17 protein-coding genes are annotated in these 22,727 nt (G+C 32.2%); 14 read left to right on the top strand and 3 right to left on the bottom strand.

From position 1 onward, the window contains the following. Positions 1 to 360: 360 nt before the first annotated feature. The 12 genes from FS935_RS02595 to FS935_RS02540 all read left to right on the top strand — a co-directional run bounded on the left by FS935_RS02595 (position 361) and on the right by FS935_RS02540 (position 17,043). A complete protein-coding gene (locus FS935_RS02595; protein WP_146945957.1) occupies positions 361 to 1,527 on the top strand; it encodes an LL-diaminopimelate aminotransferase in 1,167 nt (388 codons plus the stop codon). 349 nt (positions 1,528 to 1,876) lie between these two features. Continuing rightward, entirely contained in the window at positions 1,877 to 3,907 is a 2,031-nt protein-coding gene (locus FS935_RS02590) for a choice-of-anchor I family protein (RefSeq protein WP_146945956.1), read from the top strand. A gap of 435 nt (positions 3,908 to 4,342) precedes the next feature. Then, the gene (locus FS935_RS02585) at positions 4,343 to 5,413 is read left to right on the top strand and encodes a branched-chain amino acid aminotransferase (RefSeq protein WP_146945955.1); all 1,071 of its coding nucleotides are present in this window, start codon (positions 4,343 to 4,345) and stop codon (positions 5,411 to 5,413) included. A 491-nt stretch (positions 5,414 to 5,904) separates the two neighbouring features. Next, complete coding sequence (locus tag FS935_RS02580) at positions 5,905 to 6,846, top strand: VanW family protein (RefSeq protein ID WP_158638511.1); 942 nt, start codon at positions 5,905 to 5,907, stop codon at positions 6,844 to 6,846. Between the two features lie 348 nt (positions 6,847 to 7,194). Further along, positions 7,195 to 8,013 (top strand): Cof-type HAD-IIB family hydrolase, encoded by an 819-nt coding sequence (locus tag FS935_RS02575; RefSeq protein WP_146945953.1) that lies wholly within the window; start codon positions 7,195 to 7,197, stop codon positions 8,011 to 8,013. Positions 8,014 to 8,089: 76 nt separating this feature from the next. Next, the gene (locus FS935_RS02570; RefSeq protein ID WP_146945952.1) at positions 8,090 to 9,130 is read left to right on the top strand and encodes a LacI family DNA-binding transcriptional regulator; all 1,041 of its coding nucleotides are present in this window, start codon (positions 8,090 to 8,092) and stop codon (positions 9,128 to 9,130) included. 300 nt (positions 9,131 to 9,430) lie between these two features. Further along, positions 9,431 to 10,222 (top strand): HAD family hydrolase, encoded by a 792-nt coding sequence (locus FS935_RS02565; protein ID WP_146945951.1) that lies wholly within the window; start codon positions 9,431 to 9,433, stop codon positions 10,220 to 10,222. Between the two features lie 429 nt (positions 10,223 to 10,651). Beyond that, entirely contained in the window at positions 10,652 to 11,020 is a 369-nt protein-coding gene (locus tag FS935_RS02560; RefSeq protein ID WP_146945950.1) for a hypothetical protein, read from the top strand. Positions 11,021 to 11,280: 260 nt separating this feature from the next. Beyond that, positions 11,281 to 13,512, top strand: a complete 2,232-nt coding sequence (locus FS935_RS02555) for an AAA domain-containing protein (RefSeq protein WP_146945949.1) — start codon at positions 11,281 to 11,283, stop codon at positions 13,510 to 13,512. 99 nt (positions 13,513 to 13,611) lie between these two features. Then, on the top strand, positions 13,612 to 14,310 hold the full coding sequence (locus FS935_RS02550) for a ZIP family metal transporter (RefSeq protein WP_146945948.1): 699 nt from the start codon (positions 13,612 to 13,614) through the stop codon (positions 14,308 to 14,310). 232 nt (positions 14,311 to 14,542) lie between these two features. Further along, positions 14,543 to 14,866: an ArsR/SmtB family transcription factor gene (locus FS935_RS02545; protein ID WP_146945947.1), complete on the top strand. Its 324-nt coding sequence runs from the start codon at positions 14,543 to 14,545 to the stop codon at positions 14,864 to 14,866. 113 nt (positions 14,867 to 14,979) lie between these two features. Continuing rightward, positions 14,980 to 17,043 (top strand): heavy metal translocating P-type ATPase, encoded by a 2,064-nt coding sequence (locus tag FS935_RS02540; RefSeq protein ID WP_146945946.1) that lies wholly within the window; start codon positions 14,980 to 14,982, stop codon positions 17,041 to 17,043. Between the two features lie 435 nt (positions 17,044 to 17,478). Here the strand turns inward: FS935_RS02540 and FS935_RS02535 are convergent, their stop codons facing one another. Further along, complete coding sequence (locus FS935_RS02535; RefSeq protein WP_146945945.1) at positions 17,479 to 18,486, bottom strand: hypothetical protein; 1,008 nt, start codon at positions 18,484 to 18,486, stop codon at positions 17,479 to 17,481. Between the two features lie 250 nt (positions 18,487 to 18,736). Between FS935_RS02535 and FS935_RS02530 the strand changes: the two genes are divergently transcribed. Continuing rightward, positions 18,737 to 18,991 carry a hypothetical protein gene (locus FS935_RS02530; RefSeq protein WP_146945944.1) on the top strand — a complete coding sequence of 85 codons (255 nt, stop codon included), beginning with the start codon at positions 18,737 to 18,739 and terminating at the stop codon, positions 18,989 to 18,991. Positions 18,992 to 19,137: 146 nt separating this feature from the next. On the opposite strand, the gene FS935_RS02525 is transcribed toward FS935_RS02530, so the two are convergent. Together FS935_RS02525 and FS935_RS02520 are read right to left on the bottom strand one after the other, a co-directional pair. Beyond that, entirely contained in the window at positions 19,138 to 19,869 is a 732-nt protein-coding gene (locus tag FS935_RS02525; RefSeq protein WP_146945943.1) for a 3'-5' exonuclease, read from the bottom strand. A gap of 6 nt (positions 19,870 to 19,875) precedes the next feature. After that, complete coding sequence (locus FS935_RS02520) at positions 19,876 to 21,792, bottom strand: DUF294 nucleotidyltransferase-like domain-containing protein (RefSeq protein ID WP_146945942.1); 1,917 nt, start codon at positions 21,790 to 21,792, stop codon at positions 19,876 to 19,878. A gap of 159 nt (positions 21,793 to 21,951) precedes the next feature. Between FS935_RS02520 and FS935_RS02515 the strand changes: the two genes are divergently transcribed. Further along, on the top strand, positions 21,952 to 22,596 hold the full coding sequence (locus tag FS935_RS02515) for a peptidylprolyl isomerase (RefSeq protein WP_146945941.1): 645 nt from the start codon (positions 21,952 to 21,954) through the stop codon (positions 22,594 to 22,596). Positions 22,597 to 22,727 lie beyond the last annotated feature (131 nt).

Genomic DNA, 22,727 nt, shown 5'->3' with positions numbered 1-22,727 from the left:
TCATTATAGTTAGATTTATACGTTAATGAAAATTTAAAGGTGTTTTTAGTTAAGGCTTTTACGGAAATGTAATTAAAAGCAAATAAGGTTAAGTGTTTATATAGACTTCATTTTATAATTATCAAATAATTAATCTAATGAGACAAAAAACAACAAAAAACATATCATATTTCACTTGTCGACAATTTACATTTACATCCGTTCATACGCGTTCTTTATAAAGAATACCTAAACTTCTTTTATTCGACAATAATATATAAGGGTATCTTCAAAAATGAGAATAAAATATGATACACTTATTTTCAGAAAAAATTAAATTATATAAATATATTTTACTTGGGAAATAAATGGGGGATATAGATGAAAATAACATTATCAGAGCGGATGAATTTCTTTAAACCATCGATATTTACAGAGCTCTCTCACTATAAAAATAAAAAAATTGCAAAAGGTGTAGATATCATTGATTTAAGTATTGGTAGTCCCGATTTACCACCTCCTGATTTTATAACATCAATATTATCAAAAGAGGTAAAAAGAGAGGATCAGTATGGATACTCCTTAACTGGCACTGCCGAATTCAATCAAGAAGTTGCAGCGTTCTATAAAAGAAACTATAATGTTCAACTTCAAGAAAAATCAGAAGTATTATTAATGATGGGATCTCAAGATGGTCTTGTCCATTTTCCTTTAGTGTTTGCTAATCCTGGTGATTTAATTTTAGTACCTGATCCAGGGTATACCGCTTATGCAGCCGGCATAGCAATGGCAGGTGCAAAACCTTATTTTATGCCGCTAAAAAAAGAACATCAATTTTTGCCAAACCTTTCTAGTATTCCAGTAGAAATTGCAAAAGAAGCAAAGCTGATGATTTTGAATTTTCCTGGTAATCCAGTTCCAGCAGTAGCTAGCAGTGACTATTTTAAAGAAGTAGTAGAGTTTGCTAAAAAATACAATATTCTTGTACTCCATGATTTTGCTTACAGTGAGCTTTATTTCGAAGGTAAAAAGCCAATTAGTTTCTTATCAATAGAAGGTGCGATGGATATTGGAGTAGAAATGTCATCGTTTTCAAAAAATTACAATTTAGCTGGTACTAGAATTGGTTATTTGGCTGGAAACGCTGAAATTGTAAAAGCGATGAGCCAACTAAAAAGTAATTTAGATTATGGAGTTTTCTTACCTGTGCAAAAAGCTGCCATACATGCCTTAAGAGATGGGGAGGAATTTTGTCAAAAAAGTCGTGATATTTATGAATCTAGAAGAAATACACTTGTTGATGGATTAAAAGAACTAGGTTGGGTTATTGTTAAACCAGAAGCAGGTATGTTTCTTTGGGCAGAAATTCCAAGAGGCTGGAACTCATTAGATTTTACTTATGCTCTTATTGATAAAGCGGGTGTTGTTGTCACACCAGGTCATGCTTTTGGGCCACATGGTGAAGGTTTTGTAAGAATCGCTCTTGTGCAAAATAATGAGATATTAACTAAGGCGATTGATAATATTCAGAAATCTACTATTTTTTGATAGATTTTGTAAAATTAAGTTCTTAAAAATAGTACCCAAAAAATCTATTGAATAGCGAATAAAGACCCGAATTATTAGGCTAATTCGGGTTTTTATTCGCTTTTATACTTATGTCCAGACTCTCTTATAATTTATTAGTAGGGTTTACCCCTAAAATAGAGTATAAGTATATTTTTCCGTATGAAACCTTAAAATAAATCACTCAATGTACAAAATTCCTCTACCTAACCATCATTTTGACGAATATTGGTGAAATTAACAAAAAAGTTACAAAAATGACATTTAATCTTTATAGGACTCTATTAAAATTATCATGTGTATAAAAATTTAGTAGGAGGATTTAATCATCATGTTAAAAAGTATTGTTTCAAAGGTAATTGTTACAGCTGCCTCATGTGTTGTGTTGCTTTCAGCTAATTCAACTCAAGCTACAGGTGTATTAACAAAGTATGATAGCAAAACAGGAGAACAACTTCATGTAGAATTCGTCGGACAATATAAAAGTGGAGCAAAAATCGGTGAAGGTGGAACAGAAATTGTTGCCTATGACTCTATTAATAAGTATGCATTTTCTGTAAATGGTGCAGCTAAAGCTGTAGATATTCTAGATTTGAAAGGATTAAAGGACGGAAAACAGGATATACCTTTAGTCAAACAAATCACTTTATCAGATCTTGGTGTCTCAGCATCTGATGTAACGAGTGTTGCCATTCATCCTGAGGGTCAATATATAGCAGTTACTGCGCCTGCAGAAAATAAAGTAGGTCAAGGTCATGTAGTTTTCCTAACAAAGAATGGAGATTATCTTTCCCATGTAGAAGTTGGGGCTCTCCCGGATATGCTTACATTTACTTCTGATGGTACAAAAATATTAGTAGCTAATGAAGGTGAACCTAATGATGATTACTCGATAAACCCTGATGGTACGATTAGTATGATTGATATAACTGGAGAAATAAACTCTATAACAAATGATCAAGTAACAACAATAAAATTCACAGATGATGTTATAGATAGTAATGTTAGAAAAGTGAATAATGATCATACATATTCTGAAGAACTAGAGCCTGAGTATATTGTAGTTGATGAAGAAAATAAGTATGCATATGTAGCATTGCAAGAAAATAATGCAATTGCTAAACTAGATTTACAAAAACAGCAAATTATTTCTGTGAAAAGTCTTGGATTTAAAGATTATTCTATAGAAAAAAACAAAATGGATGCATCAAATAAAGATGACAGTATATCCATTGAAAATTGGCCTATTTTATCCATGTATCAACCAGATGGACTTTCTTCTTATAAAGTAGATGGACAAACATATATTTTATCTGCTAATGAAGGTGATGCTCAAGATTATGATGGTTTTTCTGAAGAACAAAGAGTTAAGGACCTAAAAGATTCATATGAATTAAATGCTAGTTTATATGAAGGTTACACACAAGAGGAATTAAATAAACTAGTAGAAGAGGGTTTGTTTGAAGATAACCAATTAGGAAGATTAAATTCAACAACTTCAGCTCCGAAAAATGAAAATGGTAAATATGAAGCAATATATGCATATGGAGCACGCTCTTTTTCTATTTGGAATGGAGATAGCTTAGAACAAACGTATGATAGTGGATCAGATTTTGAAGATATAACACAAAAAGTCTATGGGAAAAACTACTTTAACTCTAATAACGATGAAAATAGCTTTGATTCTCGGAGTGATGATAAAGGTCCAGAACCAGAATCAGTTATTGTCGGAAAGGTACAAGGACAAAATTATGCTTTTATCGGATTAGAGCGCGTTGGTGGGATTATGATTTACAATGTTGATAATCCTAGTGCCCCTACATTTACAAAATATTTCTCTAGTCGAGTGTTTAATGAGGAAGAAGAAGTTACATCTTCTAGTGGAGATGTTGCCCCTGAGGGTTTAACGTTTATTTCTGCCGAAGATAGTCCAACTGGACAAAATCTTTTACTTGCAGCACATGAAATTTCTGGAACAATTGCAGCATATCAGATTGGAATTGAAGTAGAAAAACCAGGAGATAGTGATACACCTGGTAAACCTGATGATAAAGAAGATCCTGTGGAAGTAAAAGATCCTGTTCCAGGTGATGAGGGTGTGGAGCAACCGAAAGAAGAATCTGAGGTTTTGATTCCTGAAAAAATAAACAATGGTAAGGAGTCAACAGAAGAAATGAAGGAGCAAGAGAAGAAAACAGTTGAAAATGATAATGAACAAGAAAAGAAGGAATCTCTAAAAAATGCGTCGCAAGGTCATCATAAATTACCTAATACAGCTTCAGTGAACAATAACTTAATTTTACTAGGTGTAATGTTTACTTTGATTGGATTTTTAGCATTTCGAAAAGTAGAAGAACAATAATACTAATGAAAGCATCGATCAAATGATCGGTGCTTTTTTATACCTAAACGTACAAAAAATGTAAATTCAATCTGAATAGTCATATATTTAGTCATTAATTCCAAAAACTTTAATAAAAATCATTAAGATAAACATGTATTCCCTTCAAGATAGAAAATGGTAAAGCTATTATTAAATCAACAAAATATATTTGTTAATTTAACCCATGTTTATTGAAAAAACCTTGTAAAATCAACTGGAATCATAAGATTTCTATATGAAAATAATATTTTTATAGATTATTTTGAATCTTTTGTCGAAAAACAGTTGTTAACTACTTCCTTATAGTTATAAAATAGGTAAATATAGTTCAATTACAAAAATTATATTGTTTTTATGTTTCAGAGGTTACTCCTAGATGTAACTTCTTTAAATTTATAGGTGGGAGAGTTAGAGATGACAACTAAAATTGATATCACATTGAGTGAAACAAAAAAAGAGAAACCTGAATCTGGCCAATTGGAATTCGGCCGAGTATTTACTGACCATATGTTCGTTATGGATTACAGTCCAACTAAAGGTTGGCATGATGCTCGTATTACCCCATATGAGCCTATATCATTAAATCCATCATCAATGGTTTTCCATTATGGGCAAACTGTATTTGAAGGCTTAAAGGCTTATCGAACAGAAGATGATAAAGTTTTATTATTTAGACCAGAGAAAAATATGCAAAGGTTGAATTTATCAAATGAACGTCTTTGTATACCGCAAATTGATGGTGATTTTGTTATTGAAGCATTAAAGCAACTTGTAGCTATTGATAAAGATTGGATTCCTACAGCTGAAGGAACATCACTATATATTCGACCATTTATCATCCCAACTGAATATTATTTAGGTGTAGCTCCTTCTAAATTTTATCGTTTTATGATCATTCTATCACCGGTAGGCTCTTATTATAAAGAAGGTATTCACCCAGTTAAGATTTTTGTTGAAAATCAATATGTTCGTGCAGTTGCTGGTGGAACAGGTAAAGCAAAGACAGGCGGTAACTATGCCTCAAGTTTAAAAGCTCAAGAAGAAGCTTCTAAAAAGGGCTATTCTCAAGTATTATGGCTAGATGGAGTGGAAAAGAAATATATTGAAGAAGTTGGAAGCATGAATATCTTCTTTAAAATTAATGGTGAAGTAGTCACTCCAGAGCTTAATGGAAGTATTCTAGAAGGTGTGACAAGGAACTCTATTTTAAAAATGCTTTCACATTGGGGAATGGTGGTTTCTGAAAGAAAGCTATCAATGGAAGAGGTATATCAAGCATATAAACAAGGATTATTGGAGGAAGCATTTGGTACAGGAACCGCAGCGGTTATTTCTCCAATTGGTGAATTTTATTATAATGATGAAAAAATTACTATCAATGATGGTGAAACGGGAGAAATTTCTAAGAAATTATATGACACGTTAACAGGTATTCAAAAAGGTACACATGAAGACATATTTAATTGGGTAACAGAAGTAAAATAACTCTTTTTATAGGCTGGGACATAAGTAATTAAGCTAATCATAAACCCGAATTATTAGGTGATATTTCAATTATCATTCTCCTAATAGTTCGGGTTTTTATTTGCTGTCTTCAATAGATTTTTTGATTTTCCATACTATTTTAAGGACTAGTGGAAAGCGAGTGTCTGCAGCGCAATGGAACGAATTTATTTCTTTTAGTTAACTGAATTTAGATTTATTCGTCTTTTTGTATGACTTCTTTAATTATGTCCTAGCCTCTTTTTTATTTCTTCATTGTTTAAAAAAATTTGAAACTTTCTCCAATTCTCTTCGTCTTACTGTTAAAGACTTAACGATTGACTAGAATCTAAAAAAATTTTATGAAAATTAGTGGAAATAAATTACATTATAGGATATTTTGATTAATTTTGAATATATATAAACTTGCTAAAAGTATTTATAGTCAATCCTTAAGGTTTACTATCATAGTGAGAAATGTGGGAGAGAATATGGTGAGAAAATATGTTTCTACAATTTTATTATTAATGTTTGCTACAGGTTGTAGTGGAGTTAGTGCTGTAAGTGGTAATCAAAGCGAACCATTAAAAGTAAGGAGTGTACCTACGCACACATCACAGGTTACAAACAAAGAGCTCGAATTTACTATTAATTTAGTTCATCCAGAATCGAAAGAAGCACTTTATTCTTTTGTTCCAACTTTAAAACCTGTTAATGATGAAGAATACAATGAACATCTGAAAAATATTGCATCTGATTTAGCTTTGAAACTAGATCGACCAATGGTACCAAGTAAAGTAGATAGTAACGGTAAGTTAACAGCTGGTATAAGCCGAATTATTCTTGATGAAGAGAAATTAGTGACAATGTTAACAAATGTGAAGGCACTGGATAAAGAGCTTGATATACCATTAGAAATTACAAATCCAAACGTAACAGATGAAGCTGTTAAATTGATTGATGAGGTGGTTATTGGTAGCTATAAAACATCCTTTAATCCAGGCGTGACAGGCAGAACAGAAAATATTTCTTTGTCTGCAAATGCCATTAACCAAATAGTACTAGGACCAGGAGATCGATTTTATTTTAATTTAGTTGTAGGTGAAAGAACGACTGCAAGAGGATATCAAAAGGCAATGGAAATAGTAGATAAAGAGTTTGTTGAAGGAATAGGTGGTGGAATTTGCCAAACTTCATCTACTTTATTTAATGCAGTAGATCATGCAGGACTTGAAATCATTGAACATCACTCACATTCAAGATCAATTGGTTATGTTCCAGCAGGTAGAGATGCGACAGTTTCTTGGAATGGTCCTGATTTTAAGTTTATAAATAGTAAAGATTATCCTGTTATGATTAAAACTTTTGTTAATAAAGCATCAGGAACAATTGAAGTTCAAGTAACTGCTGCAAAGAACTCTGTAAAAAGAATATGAACTTATTTCCTTTTCTTAAGTTTATTGTCCTTGGTATGAGACAATAAACTTTTTTTACTTTTAGGCTATGTTAAAGCTTAAGGTTGATTTTTAGCACTTGGTTGATTGGAGTGAAAGGCATGAGACTCCTGCGGGAGAAGCGTGTCAAAGGGAGACCCCACAGGCGCTTGCGCCGAGGAGGCTTCCGGACCGCCCGCGGAAAGCGAATGCCTGTAACGGAAATCAACGACAAAGTTTAACAGAGCCTACTTTTAAAAGATTTTTTCAAAATCATTGATTACTCTCCCATCATCTTAAGATTTATAGTAGGATAGAAAGATATTGATTGTTTAAAGGGGACGTATTCATATGGATTATAAAATGATTGTGTTAGATTTAGATGATACATTGCTTCGTGATGATCATACAATTTCTATTCGAACAAAAGAAGCATTAATGAATGCTCAAAAGAATGGTGTAAAGGTTGTGCTTGCTTCAGGTCGCCCAACTTTTGGAATGAAGCATATTGCTAAAGAGCTTGCATTGGATGAATTCGGGAGTTTTATTCTTTCTTTTAATGGTGGGAAAATCATCAATTGCCGTACAAATGAAGAAATGTTTAGTAGTACATTAACACCTGAATCCATTCATCAATTGTTTAGTATTAGTCGCCGTGAAGGGGTATTTATTCATACCTATGTTGGTGAAGAGATTATTACCGAGGATGCAAACCCTTATACAACAATTGAATCAGAATTAACAGGATTACCTATCAAGCTTGTAAACTCATTTGTAAAAGAAATAAATGAGCCTGTTGTGAAAGCGTTAATGGTAGATCATCCAGATAAGTTAAAAATAGTAGAAGAGAAGCTTCAAAAAGAATTGGACGATTTTAGCATTATGCGTTCAAAACCATTTTTCTTAGAGTTTACTGAAAAAGGTGTAACAAAAGGGACTAGCTTAGATCAATTAATTAAAATCTGTCAGATTAAAAGAGAAGAGGTTATTGCTATCGGAGATAGTTATAACGATCTTTCAATGATTGAATTTGCAGGATTAGGCGTTGCTATGGGAAATGCACCAGATGATATAAAAGAGGTTGCTAATTTTGTTACGGATACAAATATGAATGATGGTGTGGCAAAAGTTGTAGAAAATTTCATTTTGTCAAAAAAATTAACGGTATAGATTGGACAAGAGAGTGAGTGAGATCTTTGTCATATTATACATTTTCTTGTTGTGTACGCTAGCATGAGGTGGTTAGATGGGGAAGAAAATTACAATCCAACATATTGCAGATTATCTTGGAGTTTCGAAATATGTTGTTTCAAGAGCTTTAGCTGGTAAAAGTGGTGTTAAAGAAGAAACAAGAAAAAAGGTATTAGAAACAGCAAAGCAACTTGGCTACAATAACAATGGTCAAATATTTTCTTCAAATCAAACAATCACAGAACATCAATTAAAAACATCTCAACAAAATGTACTTGTTGTCTTACCAAGAAGTCAATATCAAGATTCTATGTACTGGGGAAAAATAATTGATGGTATTTCTAGTGAACTTTCTGAGTTTAGCTTAGGAATGGTTATTGTAACTGAATCTGATCGCTTTTCTTCTGTTTTTAATTCTGAAGTGTTTTTAGGGATAATCTGTGTTGGTAAATTATCAACATCAGTATTATTGGAATTTAATGCTTGGAAAGTTCCTGTTGTTTTAATAGATTATGAGGAACCGTTGTTTAATGCAGATACTATCTTTGCAAATAATTATGATAGTAGTTACAAACTAACAAGTTACCTAATTGGTTTAGGTCATCAACATATTGAATTTGTAGGGAATTCTTACTTTTCACGTAGTTTTTATGATCGCTGGCTCGGATATCGGTCTGCATTGGAATATCATGGACTATCAGTTAATCAAAATTCAAAACTCCTAAATGAGGGAGAAGATTTGAATACTATGTGTGAGAATATAAAAAAGTGGTTGATAACAGAAGGACAAACGATAGATAAGCTACCTACTGCTCTTGTATGTGCTAATGATTCAATTGCTTTATTTGTACTAGACGTATTAAAGGAGCTTGAAGTGAAGATACCTGAACAGATATCTGTTACTGGTTATGATAATATAGAAAACTCTTATTTACAGTCTCCAACATTAACAACAATTCATGTGCCGAAGGAGCAAATGGGAAAAAGATCTGTTCGGTCCCTAATTGACCAAATGGGCAGGGAAAAAGAAAACGCTGAAAAGATTTTACTTTCCTGTGAACTAATTTTACGAGAATCAACGGGTAGAGCTAGATAAAGTTATACTTTGTCTAGTTCCTATATATGTTGATAGATAAAGCTTGGGTAACGATTGAGCAGGTTTTTCTGTGAAAATGGAAATCAGTAAATTATGATAATTCTATTTACTTATAGATAAAATCTCTGTAAGCTATTGTTTAAATAGGTATACGATATTAATGAGAATGTAGATGAAGAATGTGGTTATACATAATGCTTTAATGATATCTACCATGATATAAACCGGTGTATAAGGCAGCACTTTACTACTTGTAACTTTTTGTATGTTTAATAAATATCTTTTATAGGGGGATTACTGTTGATTAAAGCAATTTTCTTTGATTTAGATGATACGTTATTATGGGACCAAAAAAGTGTAAAAGAAGCATTTGTTAGTACATGTAAGTTAGCTGAACAGAAATATCAGATAGAAGCTGAAAAGCTAGAGGAAGCTGTTCGAAATGAAGCAAGAGAATTATATTCTTCCTATGAAACGTTTGAATTTACAAAAATGATTGGAATTAATCCCTTTGAAGGACTTTGGGGAAATTTTAACGATAACACTGAGGATTTTCAAAAAATGAAAAAGATCGTTCCTACCTATCGTAAAGAAGCTTGGACGAAAGGTCTAAGAGCTTGTGGAATTGACGACCAAGAATATGGAGCTTTTCTGGCTGAAGAATTCCCAAGACAAAGACGTAATTCTCCATTTGTTTATGAAGAATCATTCAGTGTTCTAGACCGTTTAAAGAATTCATACCGACTTCTTTTATTAACAAATGGTTCACCTGAATTGCAAAATATTAAATTAGAAATCACACCAGAACTTGTTCCGTATTTTGAAGAAATTATCATATCTGGTGCTTTTGGTAGAGGTAAGCCTGACATAAGTATTTTTGAGCATGCATTAGATAAAATGAATGTCACGAAAGATGAAGTAATTATGGTCGGTGACAATTTAATGACGGATATACTAGGGGCATCTAGGTTAGGGATGAAATCTGTTTGGATTAATCGCCATAACAAGGAAAGAAATGAAGTACAACCTGATTTTGAAATTACTCATCTTGAAGAACTATTTCCTTTATTAAGTAAACTTAATGATCAATAAGTAATTGGAGTTTAAAAAAGGCTATGTTAAAGCTTAATGTTGAATTTTAGGACCTTGTTGCTTTGAAGTGAAAGGTATGAGATTCCTGCGGGAGGAGCGTGCCTAGGGGAGACCTGCCTGTAACGGAAATCAACAACAATGTTTAACAGCACCAAAGAGAAAAAACCAGACTTATTTCTTCTTTGAGAATTAATGGTCTGGTTTTTTCTTGTGTAAGTAGTTCCTAGGAGTTTCTTTAGAAAGCATTTGCTTTTAATGGGAAATTAACAATAGAATTTTTGACGATTACGAAGGTCTGGTTCAATTACTTGAATAACACCAGCTTCCACTATATAGTGAATTTAGAAAAGAAAACTTCATTGTTATTCATGCCTGTGGTGGTATAGTGTGTAAGGATCTCATTTGAATAGATGTTAGGAGGGGATAGCAATGTTGGTATATCCATTGGTAGGTATATTCTTACTAGCTATTGTCGTGATTTTGATAAAACGGAATTCTTCACTAAAGAGTGTACCTTGTATAGATGTTCATCAGAACAAGGTTCATTCGCAGGTAATTGATTTTAGAGATTACAATAATATCCCGAATCAATTACCATCAGATACAATTGTTATTCCCATAGCTTATTTAAAAAGGTATTATCATGAAATACCAAGTAAGGATGTCCATGTTGTTGCTTCAACTAAATTAGAAAAAAATATAGGTATTCGCTTTTTACAAAAAAACGGATTTCATGTAACGAGCTATAGCTTAACAGAGTGCACATGTACAACTAAAACATCTGATTTGGTTATCTAAGAAAGAGCAGAGAAGTTGAGAAATCTAAATCACATTAAATAAATTGTGGTTAAAGTTAGTTAGTAAAAAGCATAACAAAAAAGTTGGGGCTGTTTGCTTCGACTTTTTTGTTATGTTTTACTTTTTAGGTAGGAACAATCTTAGTGAAGGTTTTAACTAATATCGTTCTAGATTATCATTCTTAAACATGCTATAGTATGAGACTGTACAAAAAATGTAAGAAATTTATTTTTGTCATGTGAAAGAAGGAATCTTAATTTATGCATTCTACTAAATTTTATATTCAAATATGGCAAAAAGCTTTAAGAGCTGAAATCATACATTTAAAGAAATATGGAAGTGTTAAATATTCATTGAAAAATGGTCAGTTAGTGAACCAAGATGTAACCTATACTTATTTTTTTGAAACAACTCAGCCAATACGAATTCCGATTGGATCGAGTATTAAAGTGGAAGCTAAAAAACTAAGTGTGAATGGAAGAATCTTATCTTCAGAAGGTAGTAGTGTTGTTATTGCTGTTGAACAATACCTTGGGTTTATAGAGTCAGGATTATTTTTATCTCATGATCCTTGGGAACTTCTAGATCAATTACATGAAAGATTGGAGGAAATAAAAGATAGTAAGAAAAAACGCTCTCGAATAAAAAGACTTATGAATCCTTCTAATGAAACGAACCATCCTACAGAAAATATAAAATCAAATGTGCATGAACTTGTGTTACGAAGTAAGTATAATTCAGTTACATTTGTGTGGGGACCACCTGGGACAGGAAAAACTTATACATTAGGAAGAGTAGCTGCTAATAAATATTTTAAAGGTCAATCTGTTTTAATGCTTTCACAAAGTAATCAAGCTGTGGATGTTTTAATGAATGAAGTATCACGTTTTGTTGATAAAAAAGGGAGATTCCATGAAGGTGATCTGTTAAGGTATGGCTCACAAACTAGTATCGTATCACAGGTGTCTTTAACTACAACTGAGCTTTTAGTAAAAAGGCATCCGGAATTAGCTCAGCAAAAGCAAAAACTACAAGAAGAAAAAAATGATCTGAAAAACGATTTAGGGAAATTCTATAGTCAAAGAGATACAGAACAATTACTTTCAATTGAAGGAAAACTGGCTACAATATTAGAAAAAATACGTCATAAGGAAATAGAATTTGTTCATGAAGCTAAAATTATTGGAACAACCTTATCAAAAGCAGCAAATGATCCAACCATTTATGAGAAAAATTATGACGTTGTTATTGTAGATGAAGCAAGTATGGCTTATATACCACAAATTGCTTTTGCTGCCTCACTTGGACAAAGATTGATTATTTGTGGTGATTTTAAACAACTTCCCCCTATTGCATCTGCAAGAAACGCACTTGTTGATGAGTGGTTGAGGGAGGATATTTTTCATAAAACAGGTGTTGTTGACTTGTTAAGTGGTGAAAAACTGCATCCAAATCTCTTTCTCTTAAAAGAACAAAGAAGAATGCATCCCGAAATTTCAGCCTTCACAAACAAACATATTTATCATTCCCTTGTTGGCGATCATTCTAGTGTGAAGACCGCAAGAAATGAAATCGTTGAGAAAACACCTTTCCCTAATAGAGCCTCAGTTCTATTGGATAGCAGTTATACAGGTAAACATTGTCTCCGTGATAAAGATACAAATTCTAGATATAACCTATGGCAACTTCTCTTATCATTTCAATTAATTCATGAATCATATCTATCTGGCGCAAGATCTATTGGTTATATTACACCCTATAAAACTCAAGCTATGTTAATGGAATTACTTTTACAAGAAATTTATTCAGTGGAGTTAGTTGATGCCGATATCATCTCAGCAACAGTACACCGTTTTCAAGGAAGTGAACGCGATGTGATGATATTTGATACTGTTGACAGTTTTCCGCAAGACCGACCAGGAATGCTTTTAATAGGGAAAGATAGTGAGCGATTAATAAATGTTGCTATCACAAGAACACGAGGAAAGTTTATTCATCTTAGTGATCAACATTTCATTAAAGCAAAGGTGTTTAAAAATAAAACACTTCGACAGCTTGTTGATCATCAATTAATGAATAATCAAGAAGTATTACCAAATGAAATAGGTACATGGATTAAGCATCAACATGCTAATTTGACATGGATGCATGCAAAAAAGCTGGATACATTGAAAAAGGATATACAAAAAGCTAGAAAGTCGATTATAATCGGTGTTCCTGCTAATAAGAAATTACCTGATGAAATAATTAATCTGGTTTCAAGTAAAAATAACTATACTTTGTTAACGATTATGGCTAGCGAAGAGGAATCAAGGTTAAAAGATAGTAAGTTCATCAATAAAGAAATTGATTTTCCTTTCGTGATAATTGATGAAAAGTATTTGTGGTTAGGTATACTCTTTGAAGTAGCTGATTATATAAAACCTCCATATGTAGGAGTTCGTTTAGGGTCTAACAATGTTTGTGAGTATTTCTTAACTCAACTGAAGTGACAATAGAAAAACGTATCTTTTCAACTTGTACTAAACAAACAGAATCATTCATAAATCTATTATAGATATTATGTTAGAAGTTTGTTTAGGGGGAGAAGCATGGGTTTTTCTTTTTGTCTAGCAGTATTTATATCATTATTACTAGGTGCACTGATTGCGGTATTTATATCCAAATGGCTTAATAGCAGCGTTCATTACATATCTTCCCTTTGTGCAGGAGCTCTGGCTGGAGTTCTTTTTTTAGAATTAATACCACATAGCTTTGGAGAATATAATTATGTAACAGTGCTCTTAGGTATTTTAATCGGATTTCCGCTAATTTATAGTTTTGATTTTTCAGTACATTGTTTTTTAAATAAGAAAATAAAAGATAGTAAGCTTGCTTTCTATTTTCTCCTTTTAGCCATTACACTTCATAATGTTCCTTCTGGTGTAGCTTTAGGAAACCATGCTGATATTAGCGGTCATTTATCACATATTATCATTCTCCATCATATTCCTGAAGGTATGTCATTAATGTTGATTGCTTATACAGCTTTCATAAAAACAAGAAAGGTTATAGCCTCGTTTGCTTTTCTAAGTGTGAGTTTATTTGGAGTTGTTAGTTTTGGTTTGCAATTTCCGATCACAAACAATCATTTAGTAGAAGTTTTATTAGGCTTCTCAATAAGTACTTTTGGATACGTGATTTTTATTGAATTATTACTTCCTGCTTTAAAAGTAGGTTCTAAATCACTTCATTTTATTAGTGTTTTATTTGGTATTTTTATTATACAAGTAGTACTGTTTATAGGTTGAGGTTAAATTATGACAAGAATTTTTTCGTGAAAGCTCAATAGCAGTAGTCCTTGAGAGCTTTCCTAGATTATTCCCTCCCTATTATAAACAAAATTACATTTCTCATAATCGTTAAAATTCAACAATTAGCTTTGACATTCGCTAATTTTTTTTATAAAATAAATAGTATAATATGAACATATATACATATTTGAATATATACTATTAAGGATAAGGATTGGGGTGTATCTCATTGACTAAAGGCACAAATGAAGGTTTTCAGTTTGAACAGCTTGATGAGGAAACGCTATTTATAGTTTCACAAACATTTAAAGCATTGGGAGATCCAACAAGAATTAGAATTTTATATTTATTATCACAAAATGAGCATTCAGTTAATGATATAGCAGAGAAGCTATCTCTTTTACAATCAACCGTATCACATCAGTTAAGATTTTTGAAGAATTTGCGGTTGGTTAAATATAGAAGAGAAGGGACAACATTATATTATTCTCCAGATGATAATCATGTGATGGATGTATTACAACAAATAATAAACCATGCACAGCATCATTAAATTAGGTAAGGTTGTATTCTGTTGAAAATTGTCGTTAATTTCACTGTAATAGTTAATTAGCAACAAAGTTTATGAAAACAGCCATAAGCTATTAAGATATGGAGTTGAGCAATATGAATGAATTTAAAGTGAAAGGCTTAACTTGTGCAAATTGCACGAGAGAGCTTCAAGAAGAGATTCAGAAGTTGCCTCAAGGAAATTCAGCTTCCTTAAGCTATAATACAGGAAAACTTCGACTCGAGAGTAATGTTGATATTAATAAAGTGAAAAAGATTTTATCTTCAGATGGAGCTTTTATAGAGGAAGATCATGAAGAAGGAGATAATCATACTCATCATCATGGTTCGATCAATTGGATTTTGATCTTATCTATCTCAACAGTTTTCTTCATTGCTGCGTTCATTTTGGAGCAATGGATAAATGAATACATTTCAATAGGTTTATTTCTTGCAGCAACAGTATTAAGTGGGTACCAGACTTTTATTAAAGGCTTAAAAAATTTAATCAAGTTCAAATTCAATATCGAAACGCTTATGACAATTGCTTTAATTGGTGCACTTAGTATAGGAGAATGGAAGGAAGGTGCTCTTGTTGCTATCCTTTTTGGTCTAAATGAATATTTAGAAGGATTAGGAATGCAAAAGGCACGAAAGTCGATGGAAAAGCTACTTGAAATCGCACCTAAAGAAGCAACAGTTCTTGAAAATGGTGAAGAGCGAATTGTGAAAATTTCATTATTAAAAGAAAATGACATTGTTTTAGTTCGTTCCGGTGAGAAAATTCCTTCTGACGGAATAGTCCGAGAAGGCAAAAGTTCTGTAAATGAAGCAGCAATCACAGGAGAATCGATGCCAGTAGAAAAGTTCATAAATGAACCAGTTTATGGGGGGAGTATAAATAATGAGGGTGTTTTAAAAGTTACGATTACGAAAGCCTATGAAGATTCATCATTGGCAAAAATTCTCCATCTTGTGGAAGAAGCTCAAGAAACAAAAACACCAACAGAATTATTTATTAATAAGTTTGCAAAATATTACACACCGCTAATTATGATTATAGCTGCATTTGTTATGGTTGCTCCTCCACTATTATTCAACGGTAGTTGGGGAGATTGGTTTTATCAAGGATTAGCAGTTTTAATCGTGGGCTGTCCATGTGCACTAGTATTAGCTTCTCCGATTGCTATTGTTTCTGGAATCACTAAAAATGCCCGAAATGGAATTCTAATTAAGGGTGGTGTTTTTCTAGAACAACTTGGGAAAATATCAACGATTGCTTTTGATAAAACAGGTACATTAACAAAAGGTGAGCCTTATGTGGAAGAATATATCGCATATGATTCTAGATTTCTTCAACTAGCAGCATCAATTGAAAAATCTTCATCACATCCAATTGCAAAGGCTGTGTTAAGAAAAGCTGAGGGTTTGACATTAATTGAACCAGATGAAATGACCACCATCTCAGGAAGTGGCATTGTAGCTAAAATTAATGGAGATACTTATTACCTTGGTAATGAAGCACATGTAAGTAATACAACATTTGATGATACCGTAAAAGAAGATCTTAAGAAATACAAAGATAGAGGGATGACACTTGTCATTTTAGCAAATAAAGAAAAAATCTTTGGCATCATGGGTGTATCTGATGAAATTCGTGAAGAAAGTAAAGAAGTTATACAAAAGCTTAGTTCAGTAGGCATTAATCATACGATTATGTTAACAGGAGATCACGAAAGCACTGCGCAAAAAGTGGCAAAGAAAATTGGTGTAACATCTTATTTTGCTGGCTTACTACCAGACGAAAAAGTAGAGAAAATAAAAGAAATAGCTCAAACACAAAAAGTGGCAATGATTGGTGATGGCATAAACGATGCACCTGCACTAGTGACGGCTGATCTTGGAATTGCAATGGGCAAGGGAACAGATAGTGCAATTGAAACAGCTGATATTGTGTTAATGCAAAATCACCTTTCAAAGCTCCCAGCAGCGATTAAGTCCGCTAAAAAAGTCAACTTCATTATCAAACTAAACATCACATTGGCACTTAGCTTAAAGCTAATAGCCTTATTATTAACAATTCCTGGTTTATTAACATTATGGATAGCCATTCTTTCAGATATGGGTGCTACAATTCTTGTGACATTAATCAGCTTAACGGTTCTATATGATAAGGAATAGCATTTAAGAATATTAAAGTAAATAAATATAGAGTACCTAGATAAGTTTAAATGTCATAAAAACTGAGGCTGGGACATAAGTATTTATCCAATTATAAACCCGAATTATTAGGTGATATTTCAATTAATCATTCGCCTAATAGTTCGGGTTTTTATTTGTTGTCTTCAATAGATTTTTTTGATTTTGCATATACTATTTTTAAGAACTAGTGGAATGGAGCGGAAGACACTAGGGCACCTACGGGAATAGAGGAAAGGCTGAGACCCCGCAGGCGCTTGCGCTGAGGAGGCTTAGCTTCCTCCCCGTGGAAAGCGAGTGTCTGCAGCGCAATGGAACGAACTTGTTTTTTCAGCTTAACTGAATTTAGATTTATTCGTCTTTTTGTGGGACTTCTCTTATTATGTCCCAGCCTCATTTTTTAAAGTATATAATTGTTCAAATATCCTCAATATCCATTTTCCATTCCTCAGTTTCAAACCCTATGGAAGTATCTAAATCTATTACATCTATACTAGCTGAAAGCCATTCATAATTTGAGAGGTTTTCTTTCAATAAATCTTCTAAATGAAATATTAATTCATCTTCTGATTCGTCTCTATGAATCTGATAGGATTCATAATTAAAAGTGTTTCCTTTAGAGTCATTTAACGTAAGATTTAGTCTATAAGCAATATTTATTTTTGGTTTAATGGTAAAGGATAATTCTGCATCTTTATAATTGCTGAATGTTGGCATGTGCAAAAGACGGCTTTGATCAATTTCAATCCCAGTTTCCTCTTCTAATAGAGAGTGTAGAGAGCTATTTTCTAATACATTTGAAATCTGTTGATTTTCGTGCTCTGTTCTCAAATAAAAGGCCTCGTTTGTTTCAACATCTTTTGGGTCAACTTCTTTTGTTGCTCCGTATAACAATACATAATCATCAGCAAAAACTTCTTGCGGGTATATAGCGTGGTATTTATCTTGATAATTCCAAAATGCATCCCATCTAAGATCAAGTAAATTTAGATTGCGAATTTTTTGCCATTTTGAAAGTGGTAAATGATGAGATGGGAAATAGTGATAAGCAAAATGATGCCCATATTCGTGAGAGAGCGTTTCTTGATATTGAGATGGCTCTTGATATTGATCGCCTTGATATAGTTTTATTGTTTTATTTAAGTAATCATAGCTTCCCTTTGAAAAAGAATCGTCTAAGGTTGTGCCGATTACTTCGACAGCTCTTAATTGCTTTAGCTCGTTTCCATGTTTATTTTTCACTAATTCATGATATAAGTCTATCAATTTTTCTTGATTCCATTCAGTAGAAAAGCTTTTAAATAAAATGCCTTCTGGTGATTGATAGATTGCGTGTAATTTCGGGTTATAAGGGTTGGTTTCAAAGCTAGCAAGAAAGGGAAAAGATATTACTAATATAATAAAATACAGATGAATTCTTCTCAATCATGTCACTTCCTTGTTTACATAGTAACATGGAAATCATAAATCGTAATTGGAATATATTACTGATAGAAAGGGAGGTGTATAGAATTAATTAATAAATAACAGAAGGTAATGATGGTGAGAAATTATTCTTTTTGTGATTAACATGAATGATAAAAAATTTTTAAAAAATAGTTTTCAAATTAATCACTTTCGTGTATTATATAAATAATCAGAAAATACTGAAATTAAAAAATGTGAGGTGCTTTAAATGAAATTTTATAACATTCCTTTAGAAAGTCGTATCGAAACTAATCCTTTTGTTCATTATCTACAGGACGGAGATTTAGTGATTAAATCTGAAAATGAAATTATTTTGAAGCATTTACACGAGCTTCCACAGGATTTCATGGAAATGACTTTATTTGACCTAGATGGATTAGGTTGTGTTTATGGATTTTCCCATATAATTAACTCTGAGGCAGGGGAAATGTCTTCAAAGGCCGCTGTTTTTAAAAAAATATAGAAACATAGAAAAGAGGCTGATCTACTATCAGCCTCTTTGTTTATAATGGAATAACCATATTAACATCCATGAATTGTGCTTTCAAAAACATCATATATTACGGTTTTCTTCCTCTTGATTTAATAAACCGATAAATCGAAAAAAACTTAATCATGATAATTCGAAAATTTTTGTTGTAGCTCCTTTACATTTGTTACATGCTTTTTTTGATAATGCTTTAACAAACGGATGAAAACATGTGCCGTCATAACTGCATCGTTTAAGGCATGATGACGATCGCGTTCTGTTATCTGTAATCTAATTATTAAATCATCTAAGTAATTTCGTTCCCCTGAATAAATATCGTTTGCTAACAAATGGGAATCAAGAAAATTTGGATTAAAGTGGGGGAGCTGCCATTTGTTAATTGTCGTTGTTAAAAAATCAATATCAAATGTTGCTGGATGGGCAACTAATATTGTTCCTTTGCAATAATCAATGAATTTCTTCATTCCTATAGGAAATGAATGAGCTTTATCTAGGATCTCTGGTTCTAAGCCTGTTAATTCTTGGATTGTCTTAGGTACTTTATTAACAGGCTTAATAATTGTATAAAAGGCTTCATCATATAAAATTTGAAAATTTTTAACTTTAATAGCTCCAATTGAAATAATTTCATCACCCATATTAGGGAAAAATCCAGTTGTTTCTAAATCAAAGATAGTAAAAGTAGTTGATGAAAGATCCTGCTTGTTAAGATTGCTTTGGCTTTTTAAAAATTCATCAATCGTTTTTTCAGCCTGATAATGCTCAGGCAAATGAATTCGTTTATTAATATGATATTTTAAAAAATACTGGTCCCAAAGATAATACTTTAAAATTTTTATATCATTTGGCAAGCTGTTCTACACCACCCGGTTTCGGTTAAAGCTAATTTTCGTCACTTGCTGCATTCGATGTGCAATCTGTAATGCTTCCTTTAGCTTTATTCGATCCTCTTTTGATAGCTCCATAATGTTTATTTCATTAGAAACCTCTTGATTATTTTCTAATTGATTTAAGTTTTGTTGTAATCGATAATAATGCAAATAATGAAGAGCTGTTTTTGCGTTTTCAACATCTCGAGGATGCATCGCATGAATTTTTTTTAATACATCTAATCGTTTGATTGTACTTACTTCATGTACTCCGTATTTAATGGCATTGATTCTGATAGAATAAATAATTTGGGTTAACCCAGTTTTCTTTATATTTATTTTTTTTGTTTTTTGTTTTAAGCTTAAAATTCCAAAAGGATGAGTCGGGATTTTGAAGCGAAGTGCATCCTTCATTAAAAGTTGCTGCAATGTTTTCGAACGTTTTGCTTTATCTGTTAAATACATTCTAATTTCTTCTGCTAAAGAAAAATCTCCATAAATCGGTCTAAAATCATAAAACATAGTAAAGTTTTGAATTTCTTGGGCATCAAGCTCTGTTTTCCAGGTTTGGATTTCCTCTTTCCATTGAGTCAAAGATTTTCTCCATTTAACCTCTTGTGCCATAATGCCTCCAGTACATTTAGGAAAACCAGATAAACTTAAATGGTGATTAATTTTCCGAGTGAAAATTTGAAAATAGTTTTCTATTGCAGATTTATTTGGAAGATGTTCAAAATCATTTAAGATTAAACCGTTATCTTGATCTGTATGAAATCCTTGCTCATGTCTTGCCTGACTTCCCATTATGATAAAACAATAATTAATTGGCGGAGTACCATATCCTTCATTCTTCATTTCATTAACAGTAAGCTTAATGATTTGTCTGTGTAAATTATCATTATGGTTTGTAATGGCTTCTGCAACCTCATAGGCATAACTATCTTTATCAACTAAATCTTGAACAAACGATTGTAATGTCACGTTTTCTAATGGTCCTTGTTTGATGAGTGAAGATATATTGTGAGAATTTTGTACATTAAAGGTAATATCTAAATAATTTGAGTCTTCAAGATTTAAGAAAGATCGACTTGATAATACTCCTATTACAGTCTGGTTATGAACGACAGGGATAAAGTCTAAAGCTTTATTTTTAATAAAAGAAAGTGCTTCAAATGAAAAAGAATTTGCATGTACTGTAAAAGGGGTTGAGTTCATCCAATCCTTCACTTTGTTTAGATAGGAAGAAGGCTGTTTAACATAGTTTAATATTTCATCGTTTGTAATAACACCATTTACCTTAGCTGAATCATCACTTACAACTAATCCACTTACATCATTTTGTTGTAAAATCGAAGCTGCTTCACTCATCGTTGTTAATGAAGAGATAAAGATCGGTGGTGTCATCATTGTGTTAACTCGTGTTCTTAAAAGCTCAAGATTTTCGTCATCTTCGTCAAGCGTTTTATTTTTCATTTCATCATATAAAGATTTTGTTCGTTCACCAATGCTTTCCCAGATTACCTTTGAAAACTCATTGTTTCGTGTCATAATTTCAAAAAAGTGACTTTTATTAAGTTTGAAAACCGTACAATCCTCAAGTGCTTGAACAGAAAAATTCAATTCACCACTAGTAAACATGACCATTAATCCAATAATGTCCCCGGGATAATAGTACCTGAGGGAAATTTGTTTACCATTTCGTTGATGCAATATATTTTTAGCTAAACCAGATACAAGAAAATACAAATCTAAATTTTCAGCCGTTTCATCTTCATGTAATAAAAATTCATTTTTAGAAAATGTTGTTTGATTCGCTTTATCTGTCATATCTTGAAGCTGGTACTCTGTTAACAAAGTAAATGGGTAGTAATCTTTCAAAAGATGAATTAATTCAGTATTAGCCATGTTAGACACCACCTTACGTAATCATGTTTACTTTAACGGTAACATAGATTAATATGAAAATTAAAGCCTGATGATTCATATATAATAAAATGGCTGTATATTGTTTTTAGGATATAAAATTTGGAGAGAAATATAAGCTAAAGCGGAAAAGGAGTACATATGAAAAAATTTAGTAAGTATTACAGCATTTTACTTTTAACATTCCTGTTCATATTAACTGGATGTGGGACGACAGATAATAACCAAAGCAATAATGGATCTACAAAACCTGCACAAAAAATTGAAGATAATCCTATTGTAACGATTGAGATGGAAAATAATGATTTAATCAAAATGGAATTATATCCAAATGTTGCACCGAATACAGTAAACAATTTTATTTCTTTAGTAGAATCCGGATTTTATGATGGACTTATTTTTCATAGAGTTATTCCTGACTTTATGATTCAAGGCGGTGACCCTGAAGGCGTTGGAACTGGTGGTCCAGGATACACTATAAAAGGTGAATTCGAAGATAATGGCTTTGAAAATAGTATAAAGCACGAAAGAGGTATTGTTTCAATGGCAAGATCACAAGCACCAGATTCTGCAGGCTCACAGTTTTTTATTATGGTTGCTGAAAGTAATAACTTAGATGGAAGCTATGCTGCCTTTGGTAAAGTAATTGAAGGAATGGATGCTGTTGATTATATCGTTAATGTGAAAACAGATGAACAGGACAAGCCTAAAGAAGATCAAAAAATAAAAAAAGTAACAGTAGAAACTTTTGGTATAGATTATCCAGAACCTAAAAAAGCTGAGTGATAGAGTAAAAAACAGTAGTTTTTAGAAAAATTACTGTTTTTTTTATTTTAAATAATCTCTCAGCGTAATAATGCAACTTTTTAAGGCATATTTCTTTACTGAAAATTAATAGTGTTGATAAGATGGACAAG

This window comes from Metabacillus litoralis, assembly GCF_007994985.1.
Taxonomy (GTDB): domain Bacteria; phylum Bacillota; class Bacilli; order Bacillales; family Bacillaceae; genus Metabacillus; species Metabacillus litoralis.
The sequence above is the reverse complement of the archived record's forward strand: the minus strand, read 5'-3'. Positions and strand labels throughout refer to the sequence as shown.

Bases quoted from the DNA above. Each gene is read 5' to 3' on its own strand.
- FS935_RS02595 (WP_146945957.1), top strand. From the start codon at position 361: ATGAAAATAACATTATCAGAGCGGATGAATTTCTTTAAACCATCGATA.
- FS935_RS02590 (WP_146945956.1), top strand. From the start codon at position 1,877: ATGTTAAAAAGTATTGTTTCAAAGGTAATTGTTACAGCTGCCTCATGT.
- FS935_RS02585 (WP_146945955.1), top strand. From the start codon at position 4,343: ATGACAACTAAAATTGATATCACATTGAGTGAAACAAAAAAAGAGAAA.
- FS935_RS02575 (WP_146945953.1), top strand. From the start codon at position 7,195: ATGGATTATAAAATGATTGTGTTAGATTTAGATGATACATTGCTTCGT.
- FS935_RS02570 (WP_146945952.1), top strand. From the start codon at position 8,090: ATGGGGAAGAAAATTACAATCCAACATATTGCAGATTATCTTGGAGTT.
- FS935_RS02560 (WP_146945950.1), top strand. From the start codon at position 10,652: ATGTTGGTATATCCATTGGTAGGTATATTCTTACTAGCTATTGTCGTG.
- FS935_RS02555 (WP_146945949.1), top strand. From the start codon at position 11,281: ATGCATTCTACTAAATTTTATATTCAAATATGGCAAAAAGCTTTAAGA.
- FS935_RS02550 (WP_146945948.1), top strand. From the start codon at position 13,612: ATGGGTTTTTCTTTTTGTCTAGCAGTATTTATATCATTATTACTAGGT.
- FS935_RS02540 (WP_146945946.1), top strand. From the start codon at position 14,980: ATGAATGAATTTAAAGTGAAAGGCTTAACTTGTGCAAATTGCACGAGA.
- FS935_RS02530 (WP_146945944.1), top strand. From the start codon at position 18,737: ATGAAATTTTATAACATTCCTTTAGAAAGTCGTATCGAAACTAATCCT.
- FS935_RS02520 (WP_146945942.1), bottom strand. From the start codon at position 21,792: ATGGCTAATACTGAATTAATTCATCTTTTGAAAGATTACTACCCATTT.
- FS935_RS02515 (WP_146945941.1), top strand. From the start codon at position 21,952: ATGAAAAAATTTAGTAAGTATTACAGCATTTTACTTTTAACATTCCTG.